Here is a 20,179-nt window from a genome sequence, read left to right on the forward strand (position 1 = left end):
AGAATATAATTGATATAAGCTGACACAATCGATATTATTGACAATATAAATACATTACTGTATTCTTCAAGAAGAGCTTATATATTTTATTCTCAGAACATCTGAAAAACACTGGAGGTCTTAGATGCAAACCCCATATGCACAGGAAAATGTACAGGCCGTCCCACAGGCATACGCAGGCGTAGGAATCCGCTTCGTAGCTGTACTTATTGACGGTATTATTATCGGCATCGTTAGCGGCATCATTACCGCAATCTTAGGTACAAAACAAGTCATCCTGGGAGCGAGTGTAGATACAATTTTATACTTCCTCTATTTTATTATCCTGGAAGCAACCATGGGCGCCACACTGGGCAAAAAAATCCTGGGGCTGCGCGTTGTACGCCAGGATGGAGCTCCCATCAGCTGGTCAGAGTCGCTCATCCGCAACCTGCTGCGCATTATTGATGGTTTGTTCGCATATCTGTTGGGTGCTATCTTCATCTGGACCTCTCCTCTGAAGCAGCGCCTGGGTGACAAAGCTGCCCACACGTTAGTTGTTAAGGGCCGCTAAAACACACCATCCAAAAACATCAAGAGAGGTTATGTTGTAGCAAATACAACATAGCCTCTCTTCATATTTATTCACCTCTTTTACAATTTATCAAACATAATATTTTAATATTCCAATCATAAACACCCATGAATAAAAGCGAAAAAGACAAAAGACACCGCAGAGGGTCGCATCTATGGTGTCTTTTGTCTTTTTCGCTTTTATTGTTTCTTTTTCTTGGGTCCTAAATTAAATTTGTTGATGGAATTTATTGATCGTGAAAACAATATATTATTTTCATCAACTTCTGGCTTAAGTGCAGCGTTTACATATATACATATAAATCCTTGACTTGTTATCTCCATGTGTCCTACAATAATGCTGCAAATTCAGCATCATGATCTTTGAGAGGAAAATGCTTGTGGATAACAACGAGATTGTAAAAATACTCTTCCTGGCTGCCTCCCCACATGGAACAAAAAGTTTACAGTTAGATAATGAAAATCGATCCATCAAAGAATATATTCAACGTTCCACTTATCGCGATAATTTCAGAGTGGAAAGCGAGTGGGCTGTTAGAGATAGCGACCTACTGTATTTTATGAATAGCCATCATCCTCAAATTGTTCATTTCAGCGGCCATGGCACACAGAGCGGTGAATTTGTGCTGGAAGGACAGGATCGATCGATTAAACCAGTTTCTGATGCAGCGTTCCATTCTCTTATGAAATTTTTCAAAAATGAGGTGAAGCTTGTCATTCTGAACGCCTGCAATTCAGCCACACAAGCAGAAGTAATAGCTCAAGAAATAGATTTTGTAATTGGCATGGATGCCCCTATCAACGATAAAGCAGCGATAAGCTTCATTTCAGCTTTTTATCAAGCATTAGGTTTTGGCAACTCTATCCAGAATTCATTTGAACAGGGTCTTATCGAACTCCAGATCAAAAATATTCCAGCAGAACATATTCCACAGCTTTTTGTACGTACAGGGCTGAATGCCAATCAGGCTTACTGGCGCGACCTGGTAGCCCAGCCAGCACCACTATCAGATGAAAAATCTCAAGAGACAGGCTCGCTTAAATCGAAAAAAGCTGATGAACCAGTTTCGATTGTCATATCTTATGCACCTGAAGATGAAAAATTCCGAAAAAACCTGGAAAAACACTTCATTACCATGAAACGGAACGGCGATATTACCATCTGGCACACAAACAGCACAACAGCCGGAGATAATATTATCGAAAAAGTTCACTACCTCGACACTGCAGACATTGTACTACTGCTGGTAAGTAAAGATTTTCTCTTTTCCGACAGTATCTATGAAAATGAGCTTCGACCAGCTATAAATAGGCGCAGCAAAGGCTTGACTCACGTAATACCTATTATCGTATCCGAAACCGCAGATTGGGAAAAAGATCGGCTCTTCGGTGGTCTTTATCCATTGCCACGCGAGAAAAGGCCAGTCTCGGCATGGAAAGATGAAGATAGCGCGATTGTATCCATTGTCAATGATGTGCGTACAGTTATCAACGGAATCAAAGCACAAAGATCCTCCTAGGATTACGGCTTTCTTTCACAAGAAAATATACCAACAATTTAGTACGCAAAAAGAATATCAGTATAAGGCAAACCTCTGGCGTGGCCCCTTTCAGGATAAAGGTAAAAAGAGGTTTGCTTTAGTTTTTGAGATGGGGAAAGTATTGCCTTCTTTGCTTTTGAGGTCCCGAATGACAATGTATTAATAGCCTGTCAACGTCAATAAATCTCTACAGATGATGAAACGCTGCCCGGTTAAAATTGACCGGGCAGCGTTTCACTGGATACAATAGAGCTGTGTATACACACAAAAATATTACTAATCTGGATAGGATAGACATAATTTAGATGGCAAATAGTATTGATAAGCTGGCCTGGATACATATTGTGGACCGTAAAATTCTAGTGACCCGTTCACAGGGTAAAGATCTGTTTTATCTGCCGGGAGGAAAACGTGAAGAGGGGGAGACTGACCAGCAGGCCCTACTACGTGAAATTCAGGAAGAGCTGAGCGTTGAGCTACAGCCTGAGACAATCAGTTATCTGGGCACCTTTGAAGCCCAGGCCCATGGCAAACCTGAGGGCATAATGGTGAAAACCACCTGCTATCAGGCCAGCTACACAGGCCACATCCAGGCGGCCAATGAAATCGCAGAAACCGCTTTTCTGAGCTACCAGGAGCGCAGCCGCTGCTCACTCGTGCTTCAAATCATTCTGGATACATTAAAAGACCAGGGCATTATTGATTAAATACCTGGCCTTTTCTATATAGAACCGGCCGGGGAGGCAAGCGGGGGCAAGCCTCGCTACAGGGCCGAACCTAAAGCAGAGATATATCCTTCTGCTTCTTTAGCTACATGCAAGACCCAGAATAACTCGCGGACAGTATGGGTACGTGCAAAAGCATTCCAGCTCTTCTCATTACCAACGATGGTTGAACTTGGTAGCCATTCAAAGGCTGCATAGTTACGCTGACGCGCAAATTCTAAGAGTGCTTCACGCACACGACATTCTTCACAATTACCACAAGAACAATTTTTCATAAATATAGAACGCCCTTTACATAATCTTATTACCAATAAAAAGTCTATCATGCCTCTATGGAGAAAGAAATGTTACAGGACTGATGTATCAAGCCATACAAAAGCAGTCCTGCCTGGTAGGACCGCTTTTGTATGGCTTGATTAGATGTAAAATTTTATCTTGTTGCGATACTGGCATTCTCGGGATCTGAGGATGTGGGCAGTTCTGCTGTTACCAGGGCTTGATTATGACGTGCGCGAGCAGAGAAGTAGACGATCAAAGCTGCGATGATAGGCGGCGCCATCATCAAGGTGTAGCGCATTGCCAGCTGGTAGCCGACGATACGGAAGAAGGCCAGGTTCATATAAGTGAACACAGCGCTGGCAGAGAAAACCAGGCAGAAAGCTACCAGAGCGCGTGTGAGGCGGCCTAAGGAAAAGGATAGTGCCACCGGAGCCAGAGCGACCAGCCAGACCACATACCAGGAATAGAACCAGGGAGTGACGATAAGGATAATCGTCATCATTCCCAGGCTACCCACAATCAGGGTCCGCATTGAAGGTGAGCGCCAGGTATACCAGATACCGGCCAGCACAGCGATCCCCATCGCCAGCACATCTACTTTACTCCAGAAGCCCCGGTTAGCCATGGCATGTGCCGCAAAGGTAACGACCGGGATAGACGTATTCGGGTGCACATAGAGCCAGTTCATCGCTACCCGCATCAAGGAGTTCTGAGCGCCACTGGAAGATGGTGGTGTGCCAAAGCTATGCACAATCTCCCCCAGACCATGACCAATCCAGAAGGGTAAATATGCAGCCAGGGCAATGACTACGAACAGGCCACCAGCAATGACTACATTTTTCAAGGCAGCCAGCCAGGGCATCTCGCGCAACGGCGTATGGGGTGTACCCAGAGTTTTAGCGGCCAGCACAAGCAAGAAAAAGATAATAGCCGGAATCGAGGTAAACTTTACCAGCACAGCAAGGGTCAAAAACACGATCGCCGGCCAATAATGTTTAAAGCGCGTAAAACCAAGCTGATTGGCACGAAAACAGAGGAAAAAACCATACAACAGCAGCGTACTCATAAAGACATCGTTATGAGCTCCCAGTGGTCCCTCAAACAACATCAAAGGATTCAAGGCATAGAGGAACATGCCAAGAGTTATGGTACGCTCCGACCGTCCGGTAAGACGTAAAATACGCCCAATCAGCAACACATTCAATATATGACAGGCCAACCCCAGACAGCGGTAAATATAAAAGTAAGGTAATGGATGATCCCCGAAGATAAGCGAGAGCAAGCCAGCCAGATAAACCCAGACGGGCCCATAAGCCGATGGAGTATCGCTCCAACCATCAATATGTGTGATCAAATCATTATAAGCAACCTGCCTGGGAGTCGAAAAATACGGATTCGCCCCATGAGCCCCTACCAGATTGCCATAGTCAGCGTACACAAAAAGATCTTTTGAGGCCATGCCAGGAGTCAACACAAAAATCACGCCAGCGACAATAGCCCCGATCCACATCCAGCGGCGTAAGGAGCGCATCTGTTCAACAGTCGCACGCTTACCGATAAAGTAGGCGGCAACAGTATAGAGAACAAAAGCCAGCGCCAGCAATAACAGAATCTCAATGTTTCCTGTCATGTAGATCGCGACATTATCGGAATGGGAAAAATGCATAGGCAACCAACGGCCCCAGCCAGTCAAAAATGGCATTGCAGGGGGAGAGAAATTGCGTGGAGTCGCAATATCTTCTGTCAAGCCAGTATAACCCACGTGTCCCAGACGAGCAATAGGTGTGGTAATCAACACAATACACGCCACAAAAGCCAGCACACAAAAGATCATAAACCAGGGTTGAGAATTTCTCTGACCCCCTGACTGCTTTGATATTGGTTGCCCAGTTTCTATCGTTTTACTCATATAATTATTCTACACTCAATATGTCTACATCTTCAGATGCTCACAATATTAGCTTACGCAAACGCTACACTTGTCTAATACGAGGGAGGATTACAGAGGTAACCAATTAGCGCAAAAAGGGTACCAGGCCAGTCAGAGCTGCTATTTTATGCTCCCTGGTACTATAATAGGCAACGCTGCAAAAACCATATTCTGCTCCATAGCAGTGAGCAAGGGCCATAAAAACTGCTTGAGTACCTTGACTTACGACTGCTACTGGCACATTTATTCAATAGCCCAGCTGGGCTACTATAATTTCGGTCTATCAACTATGAAAATCGACCTGGCTATCCAGAAAGTGCAATCCTGTGAATGGCCGTACACAGTATTATAAGCTGAACATGCCATTCAAGCTCCACCCAGACTATGACACAACCATAACATAAATGCTCATCTATGTACATAGATGAGCCAAATAGCTCATATAATAAGCAAATCAGGGCTTTTTAATGTTCCTCTTTGGCGCCTGCGGCGCCGGGTTGCAGATGTGGTGTGTATTGGGCGGCCGCGGCCGCCCAATACACACCACATCTGCAAGAGGGTACATGTACAGCGTAGCGCTTGCTCGTGATCTCTGGACGAACAGTAAAAAGCACTGTGCGCAAATCAATGGTACGCAGAGGATCTCATATTCTGGTATACTGTTCAATACATGAGAACTTATCAATATAAAATAGCAGGAGACCAGGGGCCGGGGTTCAACCCAATGTGACAGAGGGCAGCAAGAGGCCTGATACAAAAGACTCAATAGCTGTCCTCACGGATCAGGTATGTATTATAATAAGACATCTTATCTGTAGTATTTCGCTGCAAACAATAGCCACCAACCAGGGGCATTGAGTGCAATCAAATTATGAGGTATAAACGTGACCACACGAATACTTGTCATTGAAGACGAGCCCGATATACTAGAGCTCTACCGTCTACTTCTGGAAACAGAAGGATACGAGGTACACGCAACAGACATCGCATATAGCGATGTGACTGAAGTTGAGCGCATTCAACCACATCTGATTATTCTGGATCTGATGATCGGACTCAAACAAGAAGGATGGACGTTTCTGGAACTGCTCCAAAGAAATCCTCAAACAGCATCAATTCCCCTCATGCTCTGTACAGCCGCAGAACACGAATTAAAGGATAGGATTGATGAATTAAAAACACCCAGCATCGATATCGTATTTAAACCATTTGATGTCGAAGAACTTTTACAGGTAATACAAAAGTTGCTGGCGCTTTCTCCAATTAAAACGCCCTAAGCAGCCAGTTAAAGTTTATGCAATCTGAAGATATAGTTCTGTTCATATACAAAACGAAGCGCATCACGGAGGAGATTTGTGCCTCATCTTGAGTTACAGGAAACTGAAGAAACAAAACATACTCAAATAACCATAGTTATTGTTGAAGATGACAGTTCGATTGGATTATTTCTCACCCTGGCGTTTTCAGAAGAGACGCCATATCGGTCGATCCTGGTTCCCACGGCCGAAAGGGCACTGACATTAATAGAGACCGTCAAACCTGATCTATTCATTCTGGACTATCAGCTCCCCGAGATGGATGGCCTACAACTCTGCCAGGAACTTCGCATGCGCCCGACCTTCTACGACGTTCCTATTATTCTGATGAGTGCAAATCTACCAAATAGAGATTTTAAGCAACTACAGGTTACCAGTATTGCTAAACCGTTTGACCTGGATCAATTGTTAGATACTGTCGATCAACTGCTAAATAATTAAACTGAAATATGTTATACTAACGCAGAATAAAAACTTATCCATATGTATTTTTAACGATATGCATATGGCTCAATCGGATAAGCGTAGCCGCCTGAATGGCCAAAGTGTCTCCCCAAAAGCGCTGAGGTGTAATTGGTGGAGCTAGCCACACATGAGCGGCGTTTCCAGTTGTGTTTAATAGCCAGGAAGGAGAAAGGTATGCAGAGCGAGATGGGGTCGCCCGTCATGATCATCGAAGATAATAATTACGACTTTGAAATATTACAATGGGCCTTTTCAAAACTAGCTACCCACACACCACTACTGCACTTCAAAAACGGTGAACAAGCCCTGGCCTTTCTACAATCCTCGAACGATTTTTTATCTCCGTCCCCAACACCAAGCGTAATTCTACTGGATCTAACGCTCCAGGATATGGACGGTCAGGAGATTCTAGGTATCATTAAGCGGGATGAAAAATTGAAAAAAATTCCCGTTATTATCTGGACCTCTTCAGCCAATGATGAGAGGATAGCAGCCTGTTTCCAGCTAGGGGCCAATAGTTATATGATTAAGCCCACTAAACGAGAAAATTTTTTACAAAGCGCAAAATTCTTACAATCCTACTGGTCAAAAACACAAAACGAGACATCTATTTATCAGCCCTAACCGGCAGGCGATGAAAACATTTTGTGCTCCTCTCAATTTTAGCCGCATCCACCACGCATTGTGCAAAGTATAGTCAGATAAGCAAGCAAACAAAATGCATAACTGCCTGATTTTAGTACATCCAGAATGTGATTTAGTTCACAAAGCGGCCAGGTGTATTGACCAACAAATATTTTGCATGTAATATGTCCATTAACAGGATCAGCAATCTAATCAATCCTTTAAGCAAAGACGCTTGAAACATATTTTGTCACCTGACTACATCATAGGCATATATGGCGTGGAGGTACAACATTGGCTCAAACGCTCTATGTAGGGGCAGCAATTACGCTAGTATCGATCAGCTTTATTTATATCGCCGTGTTCCTGTGCGCCCTGATCGTTTTTCTGCTTTCCCTGTTCTTACTACAAAGAGCTAGCAGCAAGCAATGCCAGATCTGTTTGAAGCGCCTACGGCATGGTGATAACTTTTGCCCTTATTGCGGTACCGCCAGCCATCCAATTGTGGCAGCGAGCAAGCAGGTTATAACGCAGGCAGAGAGCTATCCACAGCAAACGCCTCCACACCCGGCCCTATACGGACCGACCGCGCCACTGCCACCAACCAGTTATCCAACTCAAAGAACGCCGCGTCCGGTACCAATATCGTCTCCTCCATCAGACAGGTACATAAGTTATCATGACACCATAGATGATCCCAATTATCTGTGTCCCACCTGCCGAGGACCACTCCACTTAAGCGATACATTTTGTGGCAACTGCGGAGGGCGCCTCGTACCATCCGTCAATCAGATACGCAGCCGTTAAACCACAACTAGCAGGCATACCGCGAGCAGACAATATGCCTGCTAGTTGTCAGAAGAGCCAGAACAGGCCCCTGGTTGATATACAGGCGCGGTCAATAGCATCAAGACAAGAATTATTCATTACGAATGCCATTGACGGCAATACAAAAGTCCTTGCCAGGCGCAGGAGTGGGATCATGTTCAATCGAGAGCAGGTAGTCCGCAGGTTCCATGCTCAATTGATAGCGATAGAATAAGGTCGCCATCGTTACCATGATCTCGACTTCGGCGATGCCCGCTCCCAGGCAGGTATGATTTCCCAGCCCAAAAGGAGAGTAAGCGCCACGTTGACGATGTTCGTTACGGGGTTCACGATAGCGATCGATATCAAAGCGCTCTGGTTCGGGATAAAGTTCTGGCAGAAAATGTGATACGGTCATAGCCACAAACACATCATCGCCAGGAGACAGCTGATAGCCAGCATAGCTAAAAGGTTGGGCGATGCGGGTCCGATGGCCAGTCGCCACCGGATACAAGCGTAACGTCTCCATTGCCGCCCCATGTAACGCAGGCATCTGCTTAAGGGCCTCCCAGCTAAAATCTCGCCGGGACCACACAGCGTCCACTTCTTGTAAGACACGTTGAAGAACAGCTGGATTCTTCAGCAAGGCATAAATCATAAAGCTACAGGTATTGGCCACCGTATCCAATCCAACCAGGAAAGGCCCAGCCCAGCCCTCTCCAGTACCGACTCAGGGTACTGCTCAGGACAGGCCGCCGCAGCCGCTAAAGCCTCATCAATCATATCCGGCTTTCGATCAAGGCGCGGCTGTCGGCGATGCTCCTCTAGCACAGCCCTGCCCAATTCAACCACGCGCTCTTTAGAACGTAGAAATTCAGGCGAAGACAGGGCCTGGCGAGCCTGCTCATCGGCGCCAAAAGTACCTTTAATCGATGTGTTCAGATAGGTAATAAAATCCTGTAGATACTCGCCAGGTCCAAAGTGGACCAACAACTGGCCTAATTGTTCCGAGACGATGCGCTGCATGGCAGGAAGGACCGCGATACTGGCTCCTGACTGCCAGGAACGAGTTTGGGACACAGTAATATCTACCATATCAGCCAGTTGATCCAGTACCCGCGTTCTGGCATAGGTCCGGCTCATCTGGACACGGCGCTGCTTATTAGCCTGACCATCACGCGCAAAGCCTTCTTGAGAGGAGCCTTCAATATGCATAGCTTGATCAAAATCTTGCCACTGTTCACGGGTCGTAAAAAACTCATCCTCATAGCGCGCAATAAAAGCATTGACCTCGGGACCCGCCATTACCGTCATAGGGGAGCGGGATGAACGTTGAGGCAAACGAAAAACTGGCCCTAGCTTGCGATATTGTTCAACAAAAACATTCTTTGCACCAGCTAAATCTGCCGGGTCAACCATCGGAGGCAAAGGAGCATCCGTCACGCCGGACTTCCACTCTATAGCTAGCTGATCGGTCATTTATGCACCTCGCAAAACAACTAAAAGTAAGTAAAAAGGCTTACTATGATTAATGGTCTAAACGGGCGGTAAATTCTTGTTTTAAAGTATCGATCCAGGTTAATTCATTCTGTAACTGCTGCAGTTGGAACAAGAGCATGCGTCGCGCATAGGGATGTTCATCAGCCTCATCGGTTGCGAGCTTCATCGCGCGCATATGTGCCAGATGCTTTTCAACAGATTGTGCTCGCAGAGTCAGAATATCGATACAGACCTCTGGCTCTAATGACTCAAAAAAAGCAACCCGCACCATAAACTCAGCATCATCACTCAGGCTCTCAGGAGTATACTCGCGCAAAAGAGCATCTAGCACTTCCATCCCCCGATCAGTCAGGTGATAGATATGGCGATCTGGCTTACCCTCCTGATGTTCTACCTGTCGCAACACGGCCCCCATATCTTCAAAGCGCCGCAAGGCCGGGTACAATACCTTATTATTTAAAGAGATCGACTGGCCCAGGACACGCTGAACGCTCTTCTTCAATTCATAACCATGCTGTGGCTGTGCTCGCAACATCATCAAGATCAATATGTCAGAGTACATAACTACTTCCTGCTCCATCTTTATAGGATACAAACACTTAGGTGTTTCCCATATAGGTGATAATAACCTATAAAACTATCAAAAGTCAAGGGAATTTTATAGGTTATTCAAGCGTAAGTAGAGTTGAAACAAAGGAGTATTTTTGGATGATTGTTGTTGCTTTAGAGATCTATTCACCCGTTTGAATCGTCTAAATAAAAGGAAGTAGGTGTGCATAGGAAACACCATGAGCGCAGCACTTTCAGTACTTTCATGAAAGATGGTAAGGGAAATTAGAGATGAATGACACTCAGGCTACATTTAGAGAAGCGCGCTTGCGACATAATATTACGCTACATATGTTGATGGAGGATACCAACATAGATTTGCGTGCAGTAATCCTGATGGACCAATACAACCAGGGAACGCCCGCCCATGTTGACCAGCTACTGGCATCGCTATCGCGATTATCGGGTACAGAATACTCACGACGCACAAAAAACATCCGTGGCGTCACATTTAAATTACATCCTGATTATGAAAGCATTCCATCGGACGAGGCGGTCGCCCGGCTTGCCGCAGACCATCAGCAAATCCAACAAAAAAATAATAAATTGTAATCCATTGTTTGTCCAAAGCTAGTCCAATAAATCCAATCCAGCATACATCTTTTGGTGGAACCAACCTTGCTTCTCTGACATTATACTTGTTAAAGCTTCTTTATTATAGCTACGGTCATCTTGCAGAAAGAATGAAGAAGGGAAGCAAGGTTTAGGGCGATGTTTTGCTATCACAGCCTATTTCTGCTACGAAAATGGTATAAAAAAGATATTTACTAGAGGTTGCCATTCTCTTATAGAGGCAGGAGAGATGATATGGACCCCACATCTAACCTCATCAACGAAGTCGTACGTAACTGGTGGATCACAGCATTAAGAGGAATATTAGCGATCATCTTTGGATTGGCGGCCTTCTTTATACCCCACTTTACCTTATTTTTGCTTGCCTATCTTTTCGCCTCATTTTGTCTGCTAGATGGTATCTTCACAATCTTTATGGGATTTCAAACTCGCCGCCTACTCCAACATACGACCTGGGCACCGATACTCGAAGGACTCTTTAGCATCATCATCGGCCTGATCGTCCTGCTATCCCCAACCATTCTAGCCGCATTCTTAGTATACTTCATCGCTGGCTGGGCAATCGTCGCCGGCGCACTCAAGATTGTAACCGCATTCCGCCAGAAAGAACAGATTGCTCCAGAATGGCCTCTGGCACTGGTAGGCCTGATCTCAATTATCTTTGGCATCATCCTCTGCTTAAGGCCACGCCTGGGGCTCTACACCGTGCTCTGGATTGTCGGTACCTTTGCGCTGGTAATAGGGGTGGCCCTGCTCTTCCAGGCCTTTCAGACCCATGCCCTGAAAAAAAGTTATCACCCACCGGAGTTCTTTGACAGTATCTAAACCAGGTCGCTGTAGAGCTAATGATGATAGTTCTACCATCATCATTAGCTCTACAATAAAATGATCTCAGTTGTGCTGTGGTGGAATTGTGGTTTTAGAGGTCGCGAACAAGGGAGCAACGACACGGGCAATATGCAGACGATACTTTCTAACCAACCAGGCAATAATAACAACAGGAACAACATAGATGCTGAACGCCAATAACCAGATCAGGAAAGTTAGCACAGCCTGTCCAAAGCCTAGAGAGGCCGCAAAAGCCTGAGCGAGAGCTTGCCCAACCGACCAGCCAGGAGCAGCCTGAGGAGTGGGGGCAGGTGTCGCAGGAATTATCGGCTGCAGGTTCAAAATGACGGTATAAAAAGTAACTTGGCTTGCCAATAAATTTAAATGTGCCTCAGACGTCTCGATATTTCCCTCTACCTCAGACAACTTTTGATCAATAGTCACAATATCGCCGACCGCCTGAGCATGGCTTAACAGCTCCAACAGCCGGCTCTGCTCTCCTTTGTAATTCTTAATACGTGACTGGGTATCAACGTAATCATTCGAGACATCCTGTACCGTCTCATTAAATCCAAGCAACTTACCACCGGTCGAGCCCTGCACATTATAATCGCGCAAGTAGGTATAGATCTGTGGGTACATGGTTGACTGGACTGAGAAGGTGAGCGAGACATTATAGTATTTATCACCCACCTGTGTGTAATCCGCCCCCGCAGAACTTGAATGGGGATCGGTAGAACCGATCCAGGACTGAATATCGCTGGCAACTTTACGAGTATCATTCACCTGCATGGTTACTTTTAAAGTTTTAATTAAATACTGGGGACCACTATCAGCCGAAGAGGTTTTTGATTGTCCGGAAGCAGCCGGTGAATTACTGTTCGAAGAAGCACTGGCACCACTAGCTACATTGCTATTACCACTATTAAATGAATGAGAGCTAGCCGGGCCGCAGTAGTGGCGGTCCCACTTGCAGAAGAGCCACCACATGCGGCCAACCAGATAGCCAGTAGCATAACGCAGCCGAACAGCATAAATTTACGATGAGACATCCTTGTGCGTAACATAAAACTCACTCCTTTAGAGAATACATGTTGTCAGGTGAGCAGGACAGCAGGTTAAGATCATTAACTCATTTTTAGAGAGAACATTTCTGATGAGAATACATAGGACTTGTTCTACAAAAGAGACGCTGCAGGTTTACCAATAGTTCCCTTCACGACACATGTATTAAAGAATACGCCCCGAACAGCTCAAATCTCTCAATTCTCATATTACCTACAAAGTGATCCTTTGCTTACAGTAATTCCTTTCATTTCTATTGGGCCCAATAGATGCCAGGATAGGTATGGGGATCGTGTCATTCCCTTGTGGGCGTGCACTGACGCGCCCGCACCTTTTTTCTTGTGTGGTGCAAAAAGTGCGTTTGCGCACTTTTTGCACCACACAAGATGATTTCTTGAGTGCCGAAGGCGCACAAACTCAAGAATGAAGACTGCGGCGATGGTGGGGAGCAGGCATGTCGTTACAGAATACCATTTATGGTGCTGCAAAGAAAAAAGAATATTATATCAGAAAAGACTGTGTACTAAATCAGCAAGCGGAAAAGCAGACAGGAAATGAAAGGAAGCGTGCTAGGATAGCGAACAGGGGCCGGTCGATTGACGCACCACCAGGCGGGTAGAAAGGGAGGTATGCATAGCATCCAGGCGAGCTTCAGCCCGGTTACGAAATAGCACATCAACACCAGTATAGCCAAGCTCATAACGCGGCTGATGGACGGTTGTCAATGTAGGAGTGACAAAGGAGGCAAAACGAGCATCATCAAAGCCAATTACAGACAGATCTTGAGGGACCGAGAGGCCCTGCTCAGCAGCGGCACGCAATACACCCACGGCCATATCATCACTAAAAGCAAAGATAGCGGTCGGCCTTTCCGGCAAGCGGAGTAATTCCAGAGCAGCCTGATAACCACCCTCCAGGGTAAAATCACTCTCGCGAATCAAGGCAGGATCATAAGGCAGGCCAGTAGTAAACATCACAGCCTGATAGCCGGCCAGGCGATCCGTACTCATACACCAGCGCGTATCACCCACCAGGACACCGATGCGGCGATGACCAAGGGACAACAGATGCTTGGTGGCCGCCCGAGCGCCACCAATATTGGCCGCAGTAACAGTAGGAACATCATCACTCAATGGGGTACGAGGATCAATGACAACAAAGGGGAAATCAGCCCGGCGCAACTCTAATAGCTCATCATCAGACTCAAGCGGCAAAACTAGCAGTGCGGCATCCACGCCTTCAACCTGCAAACGTTCCAGCAGCGACAGATCCTGTCCAGAGCGCGAACAAAGAGAGAGTTGAGCCTTCTGCTTGTTAATAGCGTCAGTAATCCCATGGAGCATTCCCATAAAATGCTCCTCATTAGGAATGCTCACCCCTATACGCTGCAAAGGTGCGCGTATCACGGGTTGGGCATGGCGATGAGAGCTATATCCCAGATCTCGAACGTGCGCCAAAACCTTATCGCGCGTCGCAACAGACACATCAGGGCGACCATTCAATACACGAGATACCGTAGATATAGAAACGCCCGATCTACGAGCTACATCCCAGATAAGTGCACGAGATTCACGTACACGCGAAGTTCCTTGTCGATCCTCCAACTAGAGCCTCAATTTAAATCAAGTAATAAATACTTTGTATTACCGTAATCATGTCCGGTTAGTTCAAAGTCTAATAAGCATTCATTTGTTTGTCAAGCTATATCATTTTGCGCACACAAAAGTCATACAGAGGTGCGCAGCCCGCACAATTAAGCCTGCTGGGTATCGCGTTGTTTGGAATGAGCGACTTTCGACTGTAGATAGATGCTATACCAGAAAAGCAGGCAAACCGTCAGACCAACCAGACCGAAACCAAGGAATTTAAAGATACCGGTCAGGAACAACGCGCTCAGGCCGAACAAGGCCGTAACGGCATAAAAAATGTAGCAAACCTGACGCGTAGTGAGTCCACCGAATAATAAGCGGTAATGGAGGTGAGTTTTATGGGCATACTGTGGTAACAAATCCCGCTGCATCGGGCTTTGTCCACGGCGCAGACGGTTAAACGCAACCCAGGCAATATCAAGGATCGGAATACCCAGGATCATCAGGATCAAAGCAAATTTAGCTCCACCCATAATCGAGAGCATGGCCAGCGCGATCCCTAAAAACTGCGAGCCACTATCACCCATAATGATACGCGAAGGATTCCAGTTATGAGGCAGAAAGCCCGCCACGGCACCGGTGAAAATAGCGGCCAGCGTGGCAATAGTATATTGGGATAACTGCAAGCTAATAATTGTTATAAACAGGCCAGAGATAGCAACGATACCAGCGACCAGCCCATCCAATCCATCCATAAAATTAATAGCATTCATCATACCCACAAACCAGAACCAGGTAAAGATGATAGCAGGAATTGTGAGCCAGGAAATAACGGGCTCATGAATAAAGAGGGTCAACTCGGTCTGTTGATACCAGGGGAGAGAAGAGCTAGAGGCCTGAGAAAGGGGAGCAAAGGGATTATGGAAACCAAAGAAAAGTACGCCATGGAAAGAATGCAGGCCAGGACCCATCATGACCAATACCGCAGTCGTCTGCGCCAGCATCTTAGGCAATGGTCGCATCCCTTTTACATCATCATAAGCATGCACCATCACAATCAGCAACGCGGAGATTAGAAACAGACTATAGATGACCAATTCTTTTGAGATCGCATGGCCAAAAATCATTTCAGAGGTGCCGGGTTGCACAGCCAGAGTTGGTAGATAGAAAAGTAAAGAGGAGAGCAGAAAGGCGGCAAAAATAGCCAGTCCACCAAGACGAGGAAGAGCTTTTTTGTGGACCTTATGTTCCACAACTGGCTCAAACCAGTTCATCTTACGACAGAGGGCTAATATCCCATAAGTCAAAACATAGGTCAACCCAAATGCTACGACCCCACCGATAAGAAGCGTCAGATGCTGGGAAACAAGAAAATTTACAATGGCCCACACAGGAATCATATCTCACCTTATCTATCACAGTTGGAAGCATTATTTTCCTTTCTCTAGTATAAAAGCATCAGCAGCGACCGTCAGTAACTCGCGCATAAAACTAGTACTTACGTCCACCAAAAGCAAGTAAAGCATCCAAATAAACTAAAACGCACGCAAAGCTATCCCCGGCAAAAAGCGACTGCACAGGGAGACACAAAGCCGAAGCTATTATTCTTCACTGACATAGCCAAGTCTACGTGCACGCTCACATGCCTCCAAAGCCTCCTCACCGCGATCCAGCTTATTGAGCGCGTATGATTTTTGCTTATAGAGCCAACCATCATTGGCATAACCCAGGTGGCGCGCGCGCTCAAAGGCCTCTAAAGCCTCACGATAGCGCTGCAGCTGATTAAACATCCAGCCCTGCTGCTCATACAACCATCCTTCATCAATGGCATCCAGCAACAAAGCATATTTAATAAACTTAAGCGTCTTTTCATGGCGCGCAGCCCCAACAAAGACATTATCATCCTTATCTTGATAGTGGGAGGTCATATCGGAAGTCATTACATTCGCATTAGACAAAGAAACCTGCTTTGAATGTTGATTCATTTGATCATCCTTAAACATAAGTTTCATTCATTATAATCAGGTGCATACATACGATCAAGTATGATCTACCTTGTGCAGGGCTTTTTCATGTTCCTCTGTGGCGCCTGCGGCGCCGGGTTGGAAGTATGGTGGGCGGCCGCAGCCGCCCACCATACACTCCACACCTGAAAGAATGGACATCGTAGCGCTTGCTGGTGATCTCCCTGCGCTCTCTGGACGAACACGAAAAAGCCCTGTACCTTGTGTTGATATGACTAACACGTGGAAAAGATTATTTAAGATCCATATTCTTCTCTTTAATTATTGACGTTCTAGCTGTAAAAAAAGAAAAATAATGACTCTCCGTCCTTCCGGGGAAGGACGGAGAGGGAGGGTTGCGAGGGCACCTCGCGCTCCGTCAGGGGCTGCCACCCCTGCACCCCGCTTTCCCCGGAAGGATGGAGAGGGAGGGTTGCGAGGGCACCTCGCGCTCCGTCAGGGGCTGCCACCCCTGCACCCCGCTTTCCCCGGAAGGATGGAGAGGGAGGGTTGCGAGGGCACCTCGCGCTCCGTCAGGGGCTGCCACCCCTGCACCCCGCTTTCCCCGGAAGGATGGAGAGGGAGGGTTGCGAGGGCACCTTGCGCTCCGTCAGGGGCTGCCACCCCTGCACCCCGCTTTCCCCAAAGGACGGAGAGGAGGGTTGCGAGGGCACCTTGCGCTCCGTCAGGGGCTGCCACCCCTGCACCCCGCTTTCCCCCAAAGGACGGAGAGCCAAAATAATCAGGACATTGAGTAGTCAGCGACTGAGGTTGGACCAACGCCAACGCCTGTCACCATAGCGAGCAGGGCCTGTTGACTATAACATTTAGACTGTCCGTCGAGATCGTGTCGAAAAGAAAGAAAGAACTCATGCACCCCATTGCGTGGCTGCAAGGCGAGTTTCACAACACCGTCCACAAGCAAGCCACAGCTAATGCCAGCCTCCAGCACTCGCTGTAAAGCATCCGCCAACAAAGCCGGCTCCTCAACATAGCCCTTACGCCGAGCCTCGCTACACTCTACCTCAAACAGCGGTTTGAATAGCGCCAATACCCTGCCTTGCATGGGAAGCAAAGAGGCCGCGATCGGCAACGCCTTCGTCAAAGATAGATAGGACAGATCCAGGGTAATTAAGGACGGAACGGGAGAGAGATCCATACCTACCAGGTCACCAAAGTTCGTATGCTCATAATTAAGCACCCGAGCATCCAGCCGCAAGCGGCCCAGTAACTGACCATGGCCAACTTCAACCGCGTATACCTGAGCCGCTCCACGTTGCAACAAACAATCCGTAAACCCTCCCGTTGAAGCGCCACAATCAAGCGCCACAACGCGCTGGACATCTACATCAAAATAATGGAGGGCGGTCTCCAGCTTATAGCCACCCCGACTGGCATAGCGCAAACGATCCCGCACCCGTAACACAGCCTGAGAAGCCACCAGCATACCAGGCTTATCCAGGCAACGCTCATCCACCAAAACTTTACCAGCCATCACCCAGCGCGTGGCCTCATCAAGGTGCTCAAAAAAACCACGCGCAACCAGTAAACGTGCCAGAGGTAAGCGCCTGGGCAACGGAGGGCATGGCACCTGGGGTGGTAAAGCTGCGCGTTCATAGTCGAAAGGAGAGGAAGACATAGCTCGACAACCTTCCTTAGTATAAGTCAAATTCCTCCCTGAACAGGTAGACTGCATATCCAAAAGGATAAGCTACAAATCCAACAAATAATCTATAGCTAGAAGAAGGAAGACCTGTATCAGGTAAAAATGACAACCAACGCTTCTGCATTATCAGAGAAGGAATCTAATAAGAAGTAGACGTGTCACAAGCAATTTTGTTAAATAATATCGAAATGATCATTCTAAAAGCAGCAAGATCGTAATTTAAAACCCAGCTATTCAAAAGAGCTAGGAGCTTGCTTTTTAATTTTCCTCTTTGGCGCCTGCGGCGCCGGGTTGGGAGTGAGGAGTGTGTTTGGTGGGCGGCTGCGGCCGCCCACCAAACACACTCCTCACAGGAAAGAATGGACCTTGTAGCGCTTGCTCGTCATCTCTCGACGAACAGTAAAAAGCCCTGTTCAAAAGGGCTAGGAACTTGCTTTTTAATAAAGTCATCAAGTAAAGTATACGTATGAGCAGAATGGGTAAATAGGATTATTTCAAAGAGCATTTCATCCACACATTCCCCCATTTCATTTCTCAATATTTCTAATCTCGTTTGCTCTTAAAAGCATTTGGCATATTATAGATATTTATCAGGTGTAAAGTGAAAGAAAATACTCAAATTGGGCGCACAAATGAAGATGTGTATGCGCATACATCAATTAATACTGGGACACTTGAGCGTGCGCAGCAAGAAACACTTACTCCCCGGATAAACGAAGATCAGGCAAGTAAAACCTCAAAATACGGCTGGGCATTTGCCAGTTTAGAGACCGGTTTTATAGTGATTGGGATGTTATTCATTCTCCTGATCATGCCACGTACATTGCATGGGGATGCCACTTACCGTTACCAGTATATTTCACAGTTTCTCCACCAGGGTATTGTTCAATCAGTCCAGAATAAATACTCATTAATCGGGCCGATCTTTTCGCTACCCCTGTTATATATAGGTGAAAAATTAGGTAAACCGGTCGATTGGATTTTGCTCTACAATTACATCGTATTTGCGATAAGCCTGCTAGCCACCTATCTACTCTGTAAAGATCGCTTAGATCGTGGGCTCTTACGCAAATTTTTCCTACTCATGATCACTGCATCTATGTTCGCGGCCCACCTTGCCTCCTACTATGGCGAAGTCTTTACCGCCGTCTGTGTCGGCTTCGGTATTATGGCTGCCCTGATTCGTTTCACCTCCCTGGGAGGTTGGATAGTTATAGTATTGGGAGTAGCCAACACCCCGGCAACGCTGGTTGCATTTGGATTAGTAGTACTGAAAAGGATACTGGACAAAAAGCGTCTACGCTATGCGCTCGCCATCATCGCGGCGGCGATCCTGGTATTGGGCGAATCATGGATACGGCGTGGCTCACCCTTCGCCAGTGGCTACGACAACGACGCAGGCTACCACACATTTATGCCTTATTCAGGATTACCCGGCTTTAGTTATCCTTTTTTCTTTGGCCTTCTTTCCATCTTCTTCTCCTTTGGCAAAGGCTTAATCTTCTTTACACCAGGATTATTCCTCCCAATCGGCAAAACATTGAAAATGTGGCGCGACAAATATGCATTGAATATGTATCAGGTCTACACATTATGGATATGTTTCGTGATTGGATTGGTGATCATCTATTCAAGGTGGTGGTCCTGGTATGGCGGACGTTACTGGGGACCAAGATTTTTCTTATTTGCCTCGATCCCCGCCTCATTTGCGCTTGCTGTACGTCTGCACAATAAAGAGACACATTTAGCCATCAATATCTTTACAGCGGTAGTCCTGGCTCTATCAAGCTGGGTAGGGATCTGCGCGGTCCTGTTTCAAAGCTACGTCTATCTACCAACCTGCGCGCAAAACAACTATGCATTGGAAGCAGCCTGCCACTACATTCCAGAATACAGCGTGTTATGGAGCCCATTCGTAACACATCCACATCTACAATTAAGGCAAGAACTATTCCTGGCCTACAGCCTGATAGTTTTTATCTACTTTATGTTCCCGCTCCTGTTTAAAATATATCAGCAAGCGAGACCTTTAATCGTTTCGTTCGTCAAAGCCAACATAAACATTCGTGAGTGGAGCATATAAACA

General features: G+C 46.5%; 21 protein-coding genes. 10 read left to right on the forward strand and 11 right to left on the reverse strand.

What is annotated here, in order from left to right:
* Positions 1-124 precede the first annotated feature (124 nt).
* The 3 genes from EL645_RS30530 to EL645_RS30540 all read left to right on the forward strand — a co-directional run bounded on the left by EL645_RS30530 (position 125) and on the right by EL645_RS30540 (position 2,821).
* The gene (locus EL645_RS30530; protein ID WP_126555894.1) at positions 125-553 is read left to right on the forward strand and encodes an RDD family protein; all 429 of its coding nucleotides are present in this window, start codon (positions 125-127) and stop codon (positions 551-553) included.
* A 400-nt stretch (positions 554-953) separates the two neighbouring features.
* Positions 954-2,093: a CHAT domain-containing protein gene (locus EL645_RS30535; RefSeq protein ID WP_161977821.1), complete on the forward strand. Its 1,140-nt coding sequence runs from the start codon at positions 954-956 to the stop codon at positions 2,091-2,093.
* A gap of 326 nt (positions 2,094-2,419) precedes the next feature.
* A complete protein-coding gene (locus tag EL645_RS30540; RefSeq protein WP_126555898.1) occupies positions 2,420-2,821 on the forward strand; it encodes an NUDIX hydrolase in 402 nt (133 codons plus the stop codon).
* A 56-nt stretch (positions 2,822-2,877) separates the two neighbouring features.
* Here the strand turns inward: EL645_RS30540 and EL645_RS30545 are convergent, their stop codons facing one another.
* Both EL645_RS30545 and EL645_RS30550 read right to left on the reverse strand, forming a co-directional pair.
* Positions 2,878-3,075 (reverse strand): hypothetical protein, encoded by a 198-nt coding sequence (locus tag EL645_RS30545; protein WP_161977822.1) that lies wholly within the window; start codon positions 3,073-3,075, stop codon positions 2,878-2,880.
* A gap of 194 nt (positions 3,076-3,269) precedes the next feature.
* Positions 3,270-5,027, reverse strand: a complete 1,758-nt coding sequence (locus tag EL645_RS30550; protein WP_126555905.1) for an MptA/MptB family glycosyltransferase — start codon at positions 5,025-5,027, stop codon at positions 3,270-3,272.
* 905 nt (positions 5,028-5,932) lie between these two features.
* On the opposite strand from EL645_RS30550, the gene EL645_RS30555 reads away from it, so the two are divergent.
* From EL645_RS30555 to EL645_RS30570, 4 genes are all read left to right on the forward strand, one after another.
* Entirely contained in the window at positions 5,933-6,325 is a 393-nt protein-coding gene (locus EL645_RS30555) for a response regulator (RefSeq protein WP_161977823.1), read from the forward strand.
* A gap of 78 nt (positions 6,326-6,403) precedes the next feature.
* A complete protein-coding gene (locus EL645_RS30560; RefSeq protein WP_126555911.1) occupies positions 6,404-6,805 on the forward strand; it encodes a response regulator in 402 nt (133 codons plus the stop codon).
* A gap of 198 nt (positions 6,806-7,003) precedes the next feature.
* Positions 7,004-7,453: a response regulator gene (locus tag EL645_RS30565; RefSeq protein WP_126555914.1), complete on the forward strand. Its 450-nt coding sequence runs from the start codon at positions 7,004-7,006 to the stop codon at positions 7,451-7,453.
* Between the two features lie 294 nt (positions 7,454-7,747).
* Entirely contained in the window at positions 7,748-8,260 is a 513-nt protein-coding gene (locus tag EL645_RS30570) for a zinc ribbon domain-containing protein (protein WP_161977824.1), read from the forward strand.
* 112 nt (positions 8,261-8,372) lie between these two features.
* Here the strand turns inward: EL645_RS30570 and EL645_RS30575 are convergent, their stop codons facing one another.
* Genes EL645_RS30575 through EL645_RS30585 form a run of 3 tightly spaced genes read right to left on the reverse strand, consistent with a single transcriptional unit; the run spans position 8,373 to position 10,322 of the window.
* Positions 8,373-8,939: a cytochrome P450 gene (locus tag EL645_RS30575; RefSeq protein WP_136625318.1), complete on the reverse strand. Its 567-nt coding sequence runs from the start codon at positions 8,937-8,939 to the stop codon at positions 8,373-8,375.
* A complete protein-coding gene (locus tag EL645_RS30580; RefSeq protein WP_126555923.1) occupies positions 8,915-9,739 on the reverse strand; it encodes a cytochrome P450 family protein in 825 nt (274 codons plus the stop codon). Before EL645_RS30580 ends, EL645_RS30575 begins: the two co-directional genes overlap by 25 nt.
* A 49-nt stretch (positions 9,740-9,788) precedes the next feature.
* Positions 9,789-10,322, reverse strand: coding sequence for a PadR family transcriptional regulator (locus EL645_RS30585; protein WP_161977825.1), 534 nt, complete (start codon positions 10,320-10,322; stop codon positions 9,789-9,791).
* A 278-nt stretch (positions 10,323-10,600) separates the two neighbouring features.
* On the opposite strand from EL645_RS30585, the gene EL645_RS30590 reads away from it, so the two are divergent.
* Together EL645_RS30590 and EL645_RS30595 are read left to right on the forward strand one after the other, a co-directional pair.
* Positions 10,601-10,921: a hypothetical protein gene (locus tag EL645_RS30590; protein WP_126555929.1), complete on the forward strand. Its 321-nt coding sequence runs from the start codon at positions 10,601-10,603 to the stop codon at positions 10,919-10,921.
* A 255-nt stretch (positions 10,922-11,176) separates the two neighbouring features.
* Positions 11,177-11,767 (forward strand): HdeD family acid-resistance protein, encoded by a 591-nt coding sequence (locus EL645_RS30595; protein ID WP_126555932.1) that lies wholly within the window; start codon positions 11,177-11,179, stop codon positions 11,765-11,767.
* A gap of 66 nt (positions 11,768-11,833) precedes the next feature.
* Here EL645_RS30595 and EL645_RS30600 read toward each other — a convergent pair whose 3' ends face one another.
* The 6 genes from EL645_RS30600 to EL645_RS30620 all read right to left on the reverse strand — a co-directional run bounded on the left by EL645_RS30600 (position 11,834) and on the right by EL645_RS30620 (position 18,066).
* Positions 11,834-12,583 carry a DUF4349 domain-containing protein gene (locus EL645_RS30600; RefSeq protein WP_281276484.1) on the reverse strand — a complete coding sequence of 250 codons (750 nt, stop codon included), beginning with the start codon at positions 12,581-12,583 and terminating at the stop codon, positions 11,834-11,836.
* A 92-nt stretch (positions 12,584-12,675) separates the two neighbouring features.
* Positions 12,676-12,837 (reverse strand): hypothetical protein, encoded by a 162-nt coding sequence (locus tag EL645_RS39690; RefSeq protein ID WP_161977827.1) that lies wholly within the window; start codon positions 12,835-12,837, stop codon positions 12,676-12,678.
* 567 nt (positions 12,838-13,404) lie between these two features.
* The gene (locus EL645_RS30605) at positions 13,405-14,439 is read right to left on the reverse strand and encodes a LacI family DNA-binding transcriptional regulator (RefSeq protein WP_126555938.1); all 1,035 of its coding nucleotides are present in this window, start codon (positions 14,437-14,439) and stop codon (positions 13,405-13,407) included.
* A gap of 149 nt (positions 14,440-14,588) precedes the next feature.
* Positions 14,589-15,815, reverse strand: coding sequence for a glycosyltransferase family 4 protein (locus EL645_RS30610; RefSeq protein WP_161977828.1), 1,227 nt, complete (start codon positions 15,813-15,815; stop codon positions 14,589-14,591).
* 210 nt (positions 15,816-16,025) lie between these two features.
* Positions 16,026-16,409, reverse strand: coding sequence for a hypothetical protein (locus EL645_RS30615; RefSeq protein ID WP_126555944.1), 384 nt, complete (start codon positions 16,407-16,409; stop codon positions 16,026-16,028).
* Between the two features lie 760 nt (positions 16,410-17,169).
* Entirely contained in the window at positions 17,170-18,066 is an 897-nt protein-coding gene (locus tag EL645_RS30620) for a TlyA family RNA methyltransferase (protein ID WP_161977829.1), read from the reverse strand.
* Positions 18,067-18,694: 628 nt separating this feature from the next.
* Between EL645_RS30620 and EL645_RS30625 the strand changes: the two genes are divergently transcribed.
* A complete protein-coding gene (locus EL645_RS30625; RefSeq protein WP_126555950.1) occupies positions 18,695-20,176 on the forward strand; it encodes a hypothetical protein in 1,482 nt (493 codons plus the stop codon).
* Positions 20,177-20,179: the final 3 nt, after the last annotated feature.

Origin of the sequence: Dictyobacter kobayashii, from assembly GCF_003967555.1 — a bacterium.
GTDB lineage: Bacteria > Chloroflexota > Ktedonobacteria > Ktedonobacterales > Ktedonobacteraceae > Dictyobacter > Dictyobacter kobayashii.